The sequence below is a fragment of the Corynebacterium sp. HMSC074C11 genome (assembly GCF_001809455.1).
Lineage (GTDB): Bacteria > Actinomycetota > Actinomycetes > Mycobacteriales > Mycobacteriaceae > Corynebacterium > Corynebacterium amycolatum.
In genome coordinates this window covers 227,032-239,774 of record NZ_KV797740.1, presented here as the reverse complement: position 1 = coordinate 239,774, position 12,743 = coordinate 227,032, and the positions used below count along the sequence as shown (strand labels likewise).

The 12,743-nt window shown below is 57.9% G+C and carries 17 protein-coding genes and 1 pseudogene; 3 read left to right on the top strand and 15 right to left on the bottom strand.

The annotated features are described in order from the left end of the window. Positions 1-3: 3 nt before the first annotated feature. The 3 genes from rpsM to map all read right to left on the bottom strand — a co-directional run bounded on the left by rpsM (position 4) and on the right by map (position 1,974). Positions 4-372 carry a 30S ribosomal protein S13 gene (gene rpsM / locus HMPREF2614_RS09415; protein WP_005509836.1) on the bottom strand — a complete coding sequence of 123 codons (369 nt, stop codon included), beginning with the start codon at positions 370-372 and terminating at the stop codon, positions 4-6. A 296-nt stretch (positions 373-668) separates the two neighbouring features. Next, positions 669-890: a translation initiation factor IF-1 gene (gene infA / locus HMPREF2614_RS09410; protein WP_016422077.1), complete on the bottom strand. Its 222-nt coding sequence runs from the start codon at positions 888-890 to the stop codon at positions 669-671. Between the two features lie 283 nt (positions 891-1,173). Next, positions 1,174-1,974, bottom strand: coding sequence for a type I methionyl aminopeptidase (gene map / locus HMPREF2614_RS09405; RefSeq protein ID WP_038627674.1), 801 nt, complete (start codon positions 1,972-1,974; stop codon positions 1,174-1,176). Positions 1,975-2,200: 226 nt separating this feature from the next. On the opposite strand from map, the gene HMPREF2614_RS09400 reads away from it, so the two are divergent. Continuing rightward, positions 2,201-2,782 (top strand): hypothetical protein, encoded by a 582-nt coding sequence (locus tag HMPREF2614_RS09400; protein WP_049180781.1) that lies wholly within the window; start codon positions 2,201-2,203, stop codon positions 2,780-2,782. A gap of 183 nt (positions 2,783-2,965) precedes the next feature. On the opposite strand, the gene HMPREF2614_RS09395 is transcribed toward HMPREF2614_RS09400, so the two are convergent. Together HMPREF2614_RS09395 and secY are read right to left on the bottom strand one after the other, a co-directional pair. After that, positions 2,966-3,517 carry an adenylate kinase gene (locus HMPREF2614_RS09395; protein ID WP_005509947.1) on the bottom strand — a complete coding sequence of 184 codons (552 nt, stop codon included), beginning with the start codon at positions 3,515-3,517 and terminating at the stop codon, positions 2,966-2,968. After that, a complete protein-coding gene (gene secY / locus HMPREF2614_RS09390; protein ID WP_038627670.1) occupies positions 3,517-4,854 on the bottom strand; it encodes a preprotein translocase subunit SecY in 1,338 nt (445 codons plus the stop codon). Before secY ends, HMPREF2614_RS09395 begins: the two co-directional genes overlap by 1 nt. Before the next feature lie 348 nt (positions 4,855-5,202). Here secY and HMPREF2614_RS11420 point away from each other — a divergent pair. Both HMPREF2614_RS11420 and HMPREF2614_RS11415 read left to right on the top strand, forming a co-directional pair. Beyond that, positions 5,203-5,865 (top strand): annotated as a pseudogene (locus tag HMPREF2614_RS11420) (6-carboxyhexanoate--CoA ligase); the annotation flags it as partial. A 9-nt stretch (positions 5,866-5,874) separates the two neighbouring features. Further along, entirely contained in the window at positions 5,875-7,062 is a 1,188-nt protein-coding gene (locus HMPREF2614_RS11415) for an aminotransferase class I/II-fold pyridoxal phosphate-dependent enzyme (protein WP_371325823.1), read from the top strand. Between the two features lie 103 nt (positions 7,063-7,165). Here the strand turns inward: HMPREF2614_RS11415 and rplO are convergent, their stop codons facing one another. From rplO to rplN, 10 genes are all read right to left on the bottom strand, one after another. Then, positions 7,166-7,612, bottom strand: coding sequence for a 50S ribosomal protein L15 (rplO, locus tag HMPREF2614_RS09380; protein WP_016422071.1), 447 nt, complete (start codon positions 7,610-7,612; stop codon positions 7,166-7,168). A gap of 7 nt (positions 7,613-7,619) precedes the next feature. Next, a complete protein-coding gene (gene rpmD / locus HMPREF2614_RS09375; protein WP_070561014.1) occupies positions 7,620-7,805 on the bottom strand; it encodes a 50S ribosomal protein L30 in 186 nt (61 codons plus the stop codon). Between the two features lie 5 nt (positions 7,806-7,810). After that, entirely contained in the window at positions 7,811-8,428 is a 618-nt protein-coding gene (gene rpsE, locus HMPREF2614_RS09370; protein ID WP_005510059.1) for a 30S ribosomal protein S5, read from the bottom strand. 34 nt (positions 8,429-8,462) lie between these two features. Beyond that, on the bottom strand, positions 8,463-8,861 hold the full coding sequence (gene rplR, locus HMPREF2614_RS09365) for a 50S ribosomal protein L18 (RefSeq protein ID WP_038627668.1): 399 nt from the start codon (positions 8,859-8,861) through the stop codon (positions 8,463-8,465). Further along, on the bottom strand, positions 8,861-9,397 hold the full coding sequence (rplF, locus tag HMPREF2614_RS09360; protein ID WP_005509895.1) for a 50S ribosomal protein L6: 537 nt from the start codon (positions 9,395-9,397) through the stop codon (positions 8,861-8,863). Before rplF ends, rplR begins: the two co-directional genes overlap by 1 nt. 15 nt (positions 9,398-9,412) lie before the next feature. Beyond that, on the bottom strand, positions 9,413-9,811 hold the full coding sequence (rpsH, locus tag HMPREF2614_RS09355; RefSeq protein WP_005509822.1) for a 30S ribosomal protein S8: 399 nt from the start codon (positions 9,809-9,811) through the stop codon (positions 9,413-9,415). Positions 9,812-10,214: 403 nt separating this feature from the next. Beyond that, positions 10,215-11,111, bottom strand: a complete 897-nt coding sequence (locus HMPREF2614_RS09350; RefSeq protein WP_038627665.1) for a GDSL-type esterase/lipase family protein — start codon at positions 11,109-11,111, stop codon at positions 10,215-10,217. A gap of 378 nt (positions 11,112-11,489) precedes the next feature. Then, complete coding sequence (gene rplE, locus HMPREF2614_RS09345) at positions 11,490-12,044, bottom strand: 50S ribosomal protein L5 (protein WP_005509901.1); 555 nt, start codon at positions 12,042-12,044, stop codon at positions 11,490-11,492. A 2-nt stretch (positions 12,045-12,046) separates the two neighbouring features. Further along, positions 12,047-12,361 (bottom strand): 50S ribosomal protein L24, encoded by a 315-nt coding sequence (gene rplX / locus HMPREF2614_RS09340; protein ID WP_005509963.1) that lies wholly within the window; start codon positions 12,359-12,361, stop codon positions 12,047-12,049. Beyond that, the gene (gene rplN, locus HMPREF2614_RS09335) at positions 12,362-12,730 is read right to left on the bottom strand and encodes a 50S ribosomal protein L14 (protein WP_038627660.1); all 369 of its coding nucleotides are present in this window, start codon (positions 12,728-12,730) and stop codon (positions 12,362-12,364) included. It abuts the gene before it with no gap. Positions 12,731-12,743: the final 13 nt, after the last annotated feature.

Below are 12,743 nucleotides of genomic sequence, written 5' to 3'. Positions count from 1 at the left end.
GTTTTACTTCTTCTTTCCGGCGATCGTCTTCTTCGGACCCTTACGCGTACGAGCGTTGGTCTTGGTGCGCTGACCACGGACCGGCAGGCCACGACGGTGGCGCAGACCCTGGTAGGAACCAATCTCAATCTTGCGGCGGATATCAGCCTGAACCTGACGGCGGAGGTCACCCTCGACCTTCCAGGTGGCCTCAATCACGTCACGCAGCGCGGCGACCTGCTCATCAGTGAGAGCATCGGTACGCAGGTCCGGAGAGATGCCAGTCTTCTCCAGCAGCTCATTGGCACGGGCAGGGCCGATGCCATAAATGTAGGTAAGAGCGACCTCCATACGCTTGTTGCGTGGCAGGTCAACTCCAGCAAGGCGTGCCATACGGCAATTTCCTTCCGGTTGATGCGGTGGTTTACTCCACTGCCACCCTTCCCAGGCCCGGCTTACTCGGTCGGACGCCGAGTCGCGCAGGTGTTATAGAAAGGCTCCAGCCACCGTTGCCGGAGGTAGTCTCGCTTACTTCTGTGGAAAAGCTTTCATAAAGAACCGGCGCGCCAATCTGCTGAGACGCCAGGCCTCAACATCACGCGGCCGTCACCAGAAGCAGCTAGGACGGTGGAGTTTCTGTCTAGTTAGTAAATAAGCCCATAACCACTACCAACAGTGGTCAGGTCGATTTACTTGTAGCGGTAGACGATTCGCCCACGCTCGAGATCGTAGGGAGAGAGCTCCACTACGACTCGGTCTTCCGGGAGAATACGGATGTAGTGCTGGCGCATCTTGCCACTGATATGGGCGAGCACCTTGTGCCCGTTGTCCAGCTCCACTCGGAACATCGCGTTCGGCAAGGGCTCGACGACGCGACCCTCAACCTCAATTGCGCCTTCCTTTTTAGCCATGTCCTCCACGTCTCTCTGGCGGATACCCGGGACAATCCCGGCACCAGTTGGGAAATCTCTACTCTGCCTGGTGTTTTAGCAGTTCCGTGCAGGGATAATCATCACTGCAGCGACACTGCGCCCACACCATCGCCCAACTTTACACGCGACCTGCGTTTTTACCAAATACGACCATTATGGGACCGGTTGCAAGCGACGGCAGGCTGGTTCGCTCCACCCGTTCAGAATTCATCGCAGCCTTTATGGCAACATTCTGACCTTTCGCTTGGCCCTCACGCACTAGTTATTCGTATCGAGGAGTCAAAATACGGGGGCCGTCCGCCGTGGCGGCAACTGTATGCTCCCAATGGGAGGCCGGCATTCTATCCGCGCTGACGACCGTCCAGCCGTCGTCAAGCTCATCACTACCCCACTCGCCGCCGAGAATGAGCATCGGCTCAATGGCCAATACGGAGCCTTCGACGATGCGGGGGCCCTTTCCAGCTTTGCCCTCGTTGGGCAGGAAGGGGTCCATGTGCATCTCCCGCCCAATGCCGTGCCCGCCATATCCATCTACGATGCCGAGCTCAATATCGTGGCGCAGTTCAGCCTCACGGGTGGCCATTTCAAGCGCATACGAAATATCGGTGAGGCGAGCGCCCGGAACCATGGCCTTAATACCTTCGGTGAGGACCTCTGATGTCGCAATGTTCAGTTTTTCGACATCTTCACTCAGCTTTCCGACGCCGAACGTAAGTGCCGAATCACCGTGCCAGCCATCCAGGATTGCGCCACAGTCAATTGAGACTAAATCACCATCGGCGAGAACCGTAGAGCTTGACGGAATGCCGTGGACAACAACTTCATTCACAGATGCGCAGACAGACGCCGGAAAACCTTCATAGCCAAGGAAGGACGGCGTTGCGCCAGCATCGATAATGACCTGGTGCGCGATCTCATTGAGATCTGCCGTGGTCACCCCCGGCTTAGCAGCGTTTCTGCAAGCCAGCAATGCACGACCGACAATCTCGCCGGCCGCTTGCATCGCATCCAATTCTCCCTCGGTGCGGGCAGGAACTACTTTGCGGCGGCGTCGAAAACTCATCACGCTGGTTGAGTCTACTCTGACTTAGAAGGGAACCACCGGCTAGCCGAATCCCGCCACCTACGAGGGCATCGCTCCCCCAGCCAGCGCTCTGCTTCATGTATTTCTACGAGGCGTTGCATGGGAATCTTTATGGATGTTCATTCGTGACGCTTAATCTGCAATCGGCTTGCTTCGTTTTTCGGGCGGTTTACACCCAAAGTTGAGCTGCCCTACGATAACTGGCATGCATTCACTGTTGAAGTCCGCGCAGACTGCGGGCGCTGTTATTGTCACCAGCTCACTTTTCCTGGTTGGCGCTTGCTCAAGCAATCCCGAACCGTCGCCAGCGCCGACTATCCCCTCCACTTCCCCTGCCGCGGAATCGCCGGAGACCCCTGGAAGCACCTCGGGTTTCATGGGCACCTCTGCACTGCCTGAGTCAATCCAAAACTTCACACCTGATGCAATTAAGGAGGCGATTGGCAGCTGCGTCGAGTCGGATGACTCTAAACCCGTCATTTTTGGCAGCGAGAGCGTACATGGCTTCACCTGCGTAATGGCAGTTGGAGACGGTGGCACCGCAATGCTCAGTACGGCCGAGGACCCGGCCACTGTCGAGCGCATTAACGAAAAGGCTGAGTCCGTCGAAAACTACGTACCATACGAGCTACCCGGCAAGCACGCATTTAGCGGCATAAACAAGGGGTCCCCTTTCGTTATGGTCATTGACGAGGCCAACCGCATCTACCAAGAGTTCGTTTTCGCGAATATCAGCGCTGAGGCCGCGCAGCCACTCATCGACCAGATTATTCAGGACTTCCAGTAGCCCTCACTATCGGCTGCCCCCCCCCACCCCCCGCCCCAGACCCCAACAGCCACACACAAAAGCCGCCCTTCCAAACCTCAACGGTTCGAAAGGGCGGCTTCAACAACCATCTACAACCGGCAAACCCATCGGCTCCAGCCAGCAAAAAAGCTAGAGCGTCTAGTTATCCGGCGCGCCAGGAGCTTAGTTCAGCTTCTCCAGCTCAGCCATCGTGCGCTCGTTAATCTCCTCAACGGATCCCTCAGCGGCAATCTTGATGATCTTCTCCGAGTAGTAATCCAGCAAAGGAGCGGTCTCATTGGTGTACACATGCATGCGGTTGCGGATGACCTCTTCAGTGTCGTCTGCGCGACCACGGGCCAGCATGCGCTCGACTACGACATCCTCAGAAACGTCGAACTGTACGACCGCATCCAGCTCAGTGCCGAGGTTGGACAGCAGACGCTTCAGCTCTTCTGCTTGACCAACAGTGCGCGGGAAGCCATCCAACAGGAACCCCTTGGCAGCGTCGTCCTCGTTCAGACGGGACTCGACCATACGCACAGTCACGTCGTCCGGAACAAGGTTGCCGGCGTCGATGTAGGACTTCGCCTCAATGCCGAGCGGAGTACCTTCACCGATGTTTGCGCGAAACAGGTCACCGGTGGAGATGTGTGGGACACCGAGCTTCTCCGAGAGGATAGCTGCCTGAGTGCCCTTGCCTGCACCGGGAGGACCTACAAGTACGAGTCGCATTACTTCAAGAACCCTTCGTAGTTACGTTGCATCATTTGGCTTTCAACCTGCTTGACCGTCGTCAGCGCAACACTGACCAGAATCAGCAGGGCTGTACCTCCAAACATACCGCCTCGACCAGCGTTCGCGTCGCCAAGCCCCATATCAAGAGCGACATTTGGCAGAACAGCGATCAGTGCCAGGTACAGCGAGCCGACAGTCAGCAGGCGAATCAGGACGTAGGACAGGTATTCAGCAGTCGGACGCCCCGGGCGGAAGCCCGGAATGAATCCGCCGTACTTCTTCATGTTCTCCGCCTGCTCGTGCGGGTCATACTGCACGGAAGTGTAGAAGAAGGAGAAGAAGATGATCATCAGGAAGAACAGCAGAATGTACTGCCAACTGGACGGCGCCAGCAGGTACTGAATGACATTGCGCTGCCACCAGTTGTCCATGTTCGGATTCGACTGACCGGACTGAACAATCTGGGTAATCAGAACCGGCACGTAAATCAGAGAGGACGCGAAGATGACCGGGATAACACCGGCCTGGTTCACCTTCAGCGGCAGGTAGGTGGAAGATCCGCCGTACTGGCGACGACCAACCATGCGCTTTGCGTACTGCACCGGAATACGGCGCTGTCCCTGCTCAATGAAAATAACGCCGATGATGAGAATCAGCACGGCAACAATCACGGTGGCGAACACGACACCGGTAGTGGAGCGCAGAATGTTCGCTCCCTGCGCCGGCATACCAGCGGCGATACCGGAGAAAATCAGCAGTGACATACCGTTGCCGACGCCTCGGTCAGTGATGAGCTCACCCATCCACATGACCAGCACGGCACCGGAGGTCATCACAACGACCATCACCACGAGGTCAAAGACACCCGCATCCTTTACCAGCAGCGACTGCGAGCCGCCCAGCAGGGCGCCGCGGTCTGCCATGGCCACAATGCCCGCAGACTGCAGCAACGCCAACGCCACTGTGAGGTAGCGGGTGTACTGGGTCATCTTTGTCTGACCCGACTGCCCTTCCTTCTTCAACTGCTCGAAGTGTGGAATCACCACCGTGAGCAGCTGGACGATAATCGAGGCCGTAATGTACGGCATAATGCCGATGCCGAAAATCGCCATCTGCAGCAGAGCGCCACCTGAGAACAGGTTGATCAGCGAGTAAACGCTGGACTGATCTTTCGAAATCTGCTCGAGCTGCGCGTTGACCAACTGGTAGTCGATACCAGGGGTTGGAATCTGCGAGCCGATTCGGTACAGAATGATCATCGTCAGAGTGAAGAAGATCTTCTTACGCAAATCGGGATCGCGCAACGCCGCAATGAGACCGGAAGCCACGTGCATCCTCCCGAGGTCAAGAAATCCGCTTCTTCCACGCTTTTCCCGAAAGACTTACCCGCTTAGCCGCCAGTAGTCTCCCGCTTTAGTTAAGCCACGCGGATGACGTATTCCTCAAACCTTTAATTGACAGTATTTGACGTAGTGAGTCTACCAGCGTTTCTCCATATCGTCGCAATACGCCTCTATATCACCGTTAGTACAGCGCCCCGTCAATCACCCTCTTTTCGCTTGACGACGATTCCAGCGCTCATCCCCTCTGAGCCCCCGCCCTCTCATGTGCTCCACCCAACCTTCTCAAACAAAACTTGAACAGTGTTAAAGTTTTGCTCTGTGAGTACCTACAGCATCCGCATGCGCTCCAGCGCCGATGGCTGCCATATCTCTGGCGCTGAGCGTCTTGCACCGGCCACCGAACTACCTCAGTTGGCTTCTGCTATGACTAGCCGTGCACTTCACCACGACAAGGGGCGAGCCGACACAATTCACATCACTGCGGACAAGATTGATGAGTCGACCATCAGCACCGTGCCGGCGTTAGTCCCCTTTCTAGAGTCGAACTCCAGCCCTGGGGACGCCCGCAAGCTCATTACTCAACGCCTACGCGCTGCAGGTATACAGGCAGCTGATATCGCCGTCGAGATGGCCTATTCACTCACAGGTCTCCGCGGCGCCGCCCTCATCGACGCCTCCTCCGGTGAGCGGCTCGACCCAAACCCTGCCCGCGGTGTACGGGTTTCCACTTTTGATGCCATCTCGCACCCCAGCAAGGACTGCACCAAGGATCATTTTCACGAGGCACTCATCCTCGCATCCAAGGTTCACAGCGCCCCGGGCATCGTTGCAGAAATCTGCCTCTCCGACGATCCCTTTTACACGCGTGGCTATCTCGCACTGGACGGAGGCTTCCACCGTATCCCAAATATCAAGGACCACGGCAGCACTCTTGGAACTCGCATCTTCATCGTTGAACCCGGCACCGATATCCCCGAGCTAATCGATTACCTGGAGAACACGCCGGTCTATATCGAGCTCCCAGCTGACGCCAGTTTTTCGACGGACACTACCGGCCTCAGCAGCGACCTCTCAGCAATCGCCGCCCAAAGAAACACGGCCTGGGCCGGTGCAGGACTTGCCCGCACACTGCGCACTTTCGAAACCGCACAACTACCGCATAGCCGAATTGACGGAGCCGACTACCTATTGTTTTCTTCTTCGGACTACCTCGGCCTGTCCACGCACCCTGAACTCGTCTCAGCTGCCACCGAGGCAATTGGGCATTTCGGCACCGGGTCCGGCGGGTCTCGCCTGACCACCGGCACTAGCATCCACAGCGCACTTGAAAGCGAACTCGCGCAGTTCTTCGGTTTCGACGATGCCGTTCTCTTTGCGACTGGCTACCAGGCGAACCACTCAACCATCGCTGCCATCGCCACCGCCGACGTTGAAATCTTCTCCGACGCCGCCAACCACGCCTCGATCATCGACGGATGCCGCAATGCCCGGGCTAAAGTCACGGTCTTTCCGCACGCTGACTATCAGACGCTCGACCGTCTCCTCGCAACATCGAGCACCCGCCACAAACTTGTCATCTCCGACTCCGTGTTCTCTATGTCAGGCGAGGTCATCGACGGCCCGACACTCGAGCGCACCTGTCACCGTCGCAACGCATGGATGATGCTTGACGACGCCCACGGCGTCGGAGTTATCGGAGAACACGGTCGTGGCACTGCAGCACACCTGGACATTCGCCCGGACATTGTGGTCGGCACCGCGAGCAAGGCTCTCGGTGCCGAAGGAGGATACGTTCTCTGCTCGGCACCAGTTGGCGAACTGCTACGCAATCAAGCCCGTAGCTACGTGTACTCAACGTCCATGAACCCTGGTTCTGTCGCAGCTATCCGCGCAGCGTTGAAGCAGTTGGAGGTTGGGGACGTCGTCAAGCGATTGCAACGTAATATTGCGCGCGTCCGCTCCCTGGTTGGCGCGCAGTCAGACCCCGCATCTGCCATCATCCCGCTGCCCGTCGGGGACGAGACCGAAGCGATGGACGCCTCAGCACAGTTGGCGGAGCTAGGCGTGTTTATACCTGCAATTCGCTATCCGACGGTGCCCCGTGGTGAGGCAATGTTGCGATTGACCATCACCGCGCTGCACACCGACGCTGACATCGACCAACTGGAGTGGGCTCTGCGAACCACCGACCTGCTGTAAGCCAGCGGTTTGCGCTGCCCTCCCCTCCAATTTCCTCCCCTCTCAATACAAAAAAGCTCCTAACCACATGGGTTAGGAGCTTTTCTATTAAAGCTTAAATGCTTTAAGCCTCAGTGACAGAGCCGCCTGCAGCCTCGATCTTGGACTTTGCGGAGCCCGAGAACTTGGTTGCGGTGACGTTGACGGAGACGTTGATGTCGCCGTCGCCGAGGACCTTCACCGGCTGGTTAGCGCGGACGGCGCCCTTTGCAACCAGGTCGGCGATGGTGACGTCGCCACCGTTCGGGAACAGACGCTCCAAATCCGAAACGTTGACCACCTGGAAGGTGACCTTCGCCGGGTTCTTGAAGCCCTTCAACTTCGGCAGACGCATGTGAAGTGGCATCTGGCCACCCTCGAATGCTGCCGAAACCTGCTTGCGGGCCTTGGTGCCCTTGGTGCCGCGACCAGCGGTCTTACCCTTGGAAGCCTCACCACGGCCGACGCGAGTCTTCTTCTTCTTAGCACCCGGAGCCGGGGCCAAGTCGTGGAGCTTAATTGGTTCGCTCATGGTTTACCTACTCCCCCGCTACTTCTTCAACCTCGACCAGGTGACGCACAACGTTCACGAGACCGCGCACAGCCGGAGTATCCGGGCGGACGACGGAATCGTTGATGCGCTTCAGGCCGAGGGTGCGCAGCGAATCCTTCTGCTTCTGCTTGGTACCAGCGGTACCACGGACCTGGGTAATCTTCAGTGCCATGGAAATCACGCTCCCTGACCTGCGCGTGCGCGCAGCATACGTGCTGGGGTGACCTCTTCGAGGGACTTGCCACGACGTGCGGCGACCTCTTCAGGGCGAACCAGCTGCTTGAGAGCATCAACGGTTGCGTGAACAACGTTGATGGAGTTGTTGGTACCCAGCGACTTGGACAGAACATCCTGAACACCGGCGCACTCGAGAACCGGGCGGACAGCGCCGCCGGCAATCAGACCGGTACCCGGAGCAGCCGGGCGCAGCAGCACGATGCCAGCAGCGGTCTCACCCTGAACCGGGTGGGTGATGGTGCCAGCAATCATCGGGACGCGGAAGAAGTTCTTACGAGCCTCTTCAGCACCCTTCTGGATAGCTGCCGGTACTTCCTTGGCCTTGCCGTAGCCGACGCCGACCATGCCCTCGCCGTCACCGACGATGACCAGAGCGGTGAAGCTGAAGCGACGACCGCCCTTGACGACCTTGGAAACTCGGTTAATAGTTACTACGCGCTCGATGTACTGCGAACGCTCGTCCTGCTGGCGACGGTCGTTACCGCGGCCACCACGACGGTTGTTGTTCTTGTTGTCAGCGGAGTTACGTCCGCCTTCGCGCTTATCGCGTTCCGACATCACGCATTCCTTCCGTTGGACTTGTAAGTGCGCATTAGAACTTCAGACCACCTTCACGGGCAGCCTCGGCCAGAGCAGCAACGCGGCCGTGGTACTGGTAGCCACCGCGGTCGAAAACGACATTCTCGATGCCAGCATCCTTAGCGCGAGCAGCAATCAACTCGCCGACCTTGGCGCTCTTGGCCTTCTTGTCGCCCTCGAAGCCACGGAGATCTGCGTCCAGAGTGGAAGCAGCGGCCAGGGTACGACCGATAGAGTCGTCGATAACCTGAGCGGTGATGTGGCGGGAAGAGCGGTGCACGACGAGGCGCGGTGCCTCGGAGGTGCCGCGGACGTTCTTGCGCAAGCGTGCGTGACGGCGGGCGCGGGCGACACGACGACGAGTCGAGATGTCCTTGCCTACCGGGAGGCGCTTTTCGTTGGTGTTGCTCATTACTTACCCGTCTTTCCGATCTTGCGACGGATCTGCTCGCCATCGTAACGAATGCCCTTGCCCTTGTAAGGATCATCCTTACGCAGACGACGGATGTTAGCTGCGAGCTGTCCGACCTGCTGCTTATCAATACCTGTGATCGACAGCTTGGTGGTGCCGTCGACATCGAAGGTGATACCTTCCGGTGCTTCGATCAGGACTGGGTGCGAGTAGCCCAAGGAGAACTCGAGGTCCTTGCCCTTCTTGGCGACACGGTAACCAACACCGAAGATTTCCATCTTGATGGTGTAGCCCTCGGTCACACCGACAACCATATTGTTAATCAGCGAACGGGACAGGCCGTGCAGGGAGCGGCTCTTGCGGTGGTCATCCGGGCGGTTGACCACAATCTCATTGTCCTTCAGCTCAACGGTAATTGGAGCCGGGATAGAGACAGACAGCTCGCCCTTCGGGCCCTTGACGGAAACGTCCTGGCCGTTGACCTGTGCAGTAACATTTGCCGGGACAACGACAGGGTTCTTACCAATACGAGACATTGTGTAGTTCCCCCTTTACCAGACGTAAGCGAGGACTTCCCCGCCAACCTTCTTCTCGTAAGCCTGACGGTCAGTCAGCAGGCCCTGAGACGTGGAGATGATAGCCACGCCCAGGCCACCGAGGACCTTCGGCAGGTTAGTGGACTTTGCGTAAACACGCAGACCCGGCTTGGAGACGCGACGCACGCCAGCGATCGAACGCTCGCGGGACGGGCCGTACTTCAGGTTCAGGGTCAGGGTCTTGCCGACCTTGGCGTCCTCGACTGCGTAGTCCGCAATGTAACCCTCAGACTTGAGGATCTCGGCGATGTTAGCCTTCAGCTTGGACGACGGCATCGAGACAGAGTCGTGGTACGCGTTGTTAGCGTTGCGCACGCGCGACAGCATGTCGGCGATTGGGTCAGTCATGGTCATGGTTAGTGACCGCTTCCTTTCTCGCTGCGGTTCCTTCCCACCTCGTGGCTAACTCCAATGACCGCGCAAACAGCAACTGTCACACGACGAAAGCTTAAGTTGGAGCGATTACCAATATCGTGATTCCGGCGATTTAAGGGCTACTGTTCGCCAACTCGGTTCAATAGCCGAGTCAGCTCGCCACCCAGGTGACGCCAGAGACGATGCGAGGCGAGGGGCCTACAGCAAAGTTCTTACATTTTTACTGCCGCACCTCTTACAGAGGGCAGACCTGGTGATACTAACAAATACCGGCCGAAATGCAAAAACGCCGCGGCTGGACGTTAGTCCGCTCGCGGCGTGAAGCCCCACCAATTAGCAGTGGAACTCAATTTCTAGCCGATATGGCGCCGGCTAGAGGAAATTAGTAGAGCTGGTCGGCGATGATGTTACCCATAGCCTTTTCGCCAGCCACCGTCGGGTGATTGGTCATCGGGCCCATCACCGGATCTGCGAAACCGGCGACGAAGCGCTCATCCGGGTTTGGGTTGCAGGTACCGTGGCCGAGGGTTGCCTCGTAGACGTCGATGAAGCCGGCACCTACGTGCTGAGACGCGGAGCGAATGCTGTCGCGGAATGCCCCCTGAATCTCGCTGGCACCCGGTGCCGGGATCGGGAAGGTCTGGTTCGGGGCGTTCACCAGGCACAGCTGGTCATTGGTAGCGTACTCAGGGTACGAAGCCAGGACGACCTGAGCACCCGGAGCAACCTGGTGGACGCGGTCAGTGAACTGACGCAGCGTCTGCTTGAACAGCGACGGAGCCTTGGGGTCCGGCTTTGCGACCAGCTCGCCTGCCACGTCAACCCACTGGACCCAGTCCATGCCGCCGTACATCAGGACAACCTTCTCAGTGCCCTCTCCGATGTCGCCGTACTGGATGGAAGCTTCCAGGTATGCGAGGAGCTGACCCGGGAAGCCACCAAGACCGTTACAGGACCAGTCACCCAGGGACTTGTTCAGCTTCGACGCTGCAATCTTCGGCCAGTTTTCCATGTCGGTGGCACAGTTAGCGACCAGCACGTTCTGCCCCGGCGCCAGGCCACGCGGGCCACCCTTACCGGCATTAGCGGTGAAGGAGTCACCGAAGGTGACGATCTGCTTGACGCCCTTCGGGCCGGTGTCGCCGATACCCGGAATCGGAATGTTCGGCATTTCCGGCAGTGCCGGCTGTGCGTTGGCAGCACCTGCGCCCAAGCTCAGACCCAGAGCCGCAACAGTTGCAACAGCAGCCGAGCGGACGGCCACGGAGAAGTTCTTCATGTAGTTAATCCCTTTGCGTTTTAACTTAAGGACCGCTCTGTGTAGAACCACTGGCTCAACCACACAGAAGCTGAAGTCACTTAAATCTTGCCCAAATTGATAACGACCACAATGCATTTTGGCGGCCGTCACTATGACGAATGGCAGTTTACAACGAAATCATCACGAACGCCTAACTTTCATTTAAGAAAGCTTGTGACTTTACTAATTTTCAACCCCCAAAAAGGGTCAACTTTCACACCGGCAACACTGGTAACTTTTGCGCAGGCCCCGCACAGCGACATCCCCCCATGAACATAAGGGTTAACGGAGCAGCAAAAAGCCCCGGAGGCCAAGCGGCATCCGAGGCTTCAGACAGAAGCTACCGAAGAGGCAAAACTACTTCTTGAACGGGAAGCCCAGCTCGCGCAGCAGCGCGCGGCCTTCCTCATTGTTGGTAGCGGTGGTCACGACGGTGATGTCCATACCGCGCGGGCGGTCGATCTTGTCAACGTCGATCTCGTAGAACATGGTCTGCTCAGACAGTCCGAAGGTGTAGTTACCGTGACCATCGAACTGCTGATCAGACAGACCGCGGAAGTCGCGGATTCGCGGCAGAGCCACGGTCAGCAGACGATCCAGGAACTCCCACATACGGTCGCCACGCAGGGTGACGCGAGCGCCGATGGCGTCGCCTTCACGAAGCTTGAAGTTAGCGATCGACTTGCGAGCGCGACGGGTCTCCGGCTTCTGACCGGTGATCAGAGTCAGGTCGTTGATAGCACCGTTGATCTGCTTCTTGTCCTGAGCAGCAGCGCCGACGCCCATGTTAACGACGACCTTGGTAACGCCCGGAATCTGCATGACGTTCTCGTAGGAGAACTCTTCCTGCATCTTGCCGCGAATCTCATCGCGGTAACGGGCCTTCAGACGAGGGGTGTAATTTTCGCTCATGCTTAGATGTCCTTCCCGGTACGGCGGGAGATGCGAACCTTCTTGCCGTCCTCATCGAAGCGGTAACCAACGCGAGTCGGGGTACCATCTTCGTCGACCAGCATGACGTTCGACACGTGAATCGGAGCTTCCTGAGTGACAATGCCACCCGAGGATGCACCGCGCTCCGCAGCGGAGTTTGCAACGTGCTTCTTGATACGGTTAACGCCCTCGACCAGGACCTTGTCGCGCTTCGGGTAGGCCTCGATGACCTTGCCCTGAGCACCCTTGTCCGGACCGGAGATAACCAGCACGGTATCGCCCTTACGGATCTTCACTTAAATCACCTCCGGTGCGAGCGAGACAATCTTCATGAACTTCTTGTCACGCAGCTCACGCGCGACCGGGCCGAAAATACGGGTGCCCTTTGGCTCACCGTCGGCCTTGATGATGACAGCTGCATTCTCGTCGAACGAGATGTAGGAGCCGTCCGGACGACGGGTCTCCTTCTTCGCACGGACGATGACTGCCTTAACAATTTCGCCTGCCTTGACGTTGCCGCCCGGAGTAGCTTCCTTGACAGTTGCGACAATGGTGTCGCCAATGCCAGCGAAGCGTCGGGTCGAGCCGCCGAGAACGCGGATGCACTGGATTTCACGTGCACCAGTGTTGTCGGCAACGCGCAGACGGGATTCCTGCTGAATCACTGCGTTTCTCCTG

Excerpts from the sequence above, each read along its gene's own strand:
- rpsM (WP_005509836.1), bottom strand. The coding sequence starts at position 372 with ATGGCACGCCTTGCTGGAGTTGACCTGCCACGCAACAAGCGTATGGAG.
- infA (WP_016422077.1), bottom strand. The coding sequence starts at position 890 with ATGGCTAAAAAGGAAGGCGCAATTGAGGTTGAGGGTCGCGTCGTCGAG.
- map (WP_038627674.1), bottom strand. The coding sequence starts at position 1,974 with ATGAGTTTTCGACGCCGCCGCAAAGTAGTTCCTGCCCGCACCGAGGGA.
- HMPREF2614_RS09400 (WP_049180781.1), top strand. The coding sequence starts at position 2,201 with ATGCATTCACTGTTGAAGTCCGCGCAGACTGCGGGCGCTGTTATTGTC.
- HMPREF2614_RS09395 (WP_005509947.1), bottom strand. The coding sequence starts at position 3,517 with ATGCGACTCGTACTTGTAGGTCCTCCCGGTGCAGGCAAGGGCACTCAG.
- secY (WP_038627670.1), bottom strand. The coding sequence starts at position 4,854 with ATGCACGTGGCTTCCGGTCTCATTGCGGCGTTGCGCGATCCCGATTTG.
- rplO (WP_016422071.1), bottom strand. The coding sequence starts at position 7,612 with ATGAGCGAACCAATTAAGCTCCACGACTTGGCCCCGGCTCCGGGTGCT.
- rpmD (WP_070561014.1), bottom strand. The coding sequence starts at position 7,805 with ATGGCACTGAAGATTACCCAGGTCCGTGGTACCGCTGGTACCAAGCAG.
- rpsE (WP_005510059.1), bottom strand. The coding sequence starts at position 8,428 with ATGTCGGAACGCGATAAGCGCGAAGGCGGACGTAACTCCGCTGACAAC.
- rplR (WP_038627668.1), bottom strand. The coding sequence starts at position 8,861 with ATGAGCAACACCAACGAAAAGCGCCTCCCGGTAGGCAAGGACATCTCG.
- rplF (WP_005509895.1), bottom strand. The coding sequence starts at position 9,397 with ATGTCTCGTATTGGTAAGAACCCTGTCGTTGTCCCGGCAAATGTTACT.
- rpsH (WP_005509822.1), bottom strand. The coding sequence starts at position 9,811 with ATGACCATGACTGACCCAATCGCCGACATGCTGTCGCGCGTGCGCAAC.
- HMPREF2614_RS09350 (WP_038627665.1), bottom strand. The coding sequence starts at position 11,111 with ATGAAGAACTTCTCCGTGGCCGTCCGCTCGGCTGCTGTTGCAACTGTT.
- rplE (WP_005509901.1), bottom strand. The coding sequence starts at position 12,044 with ATGAGCGAAAATTACACCCCTCGTCTGAAGGCCCGTTACCGCGATGAG.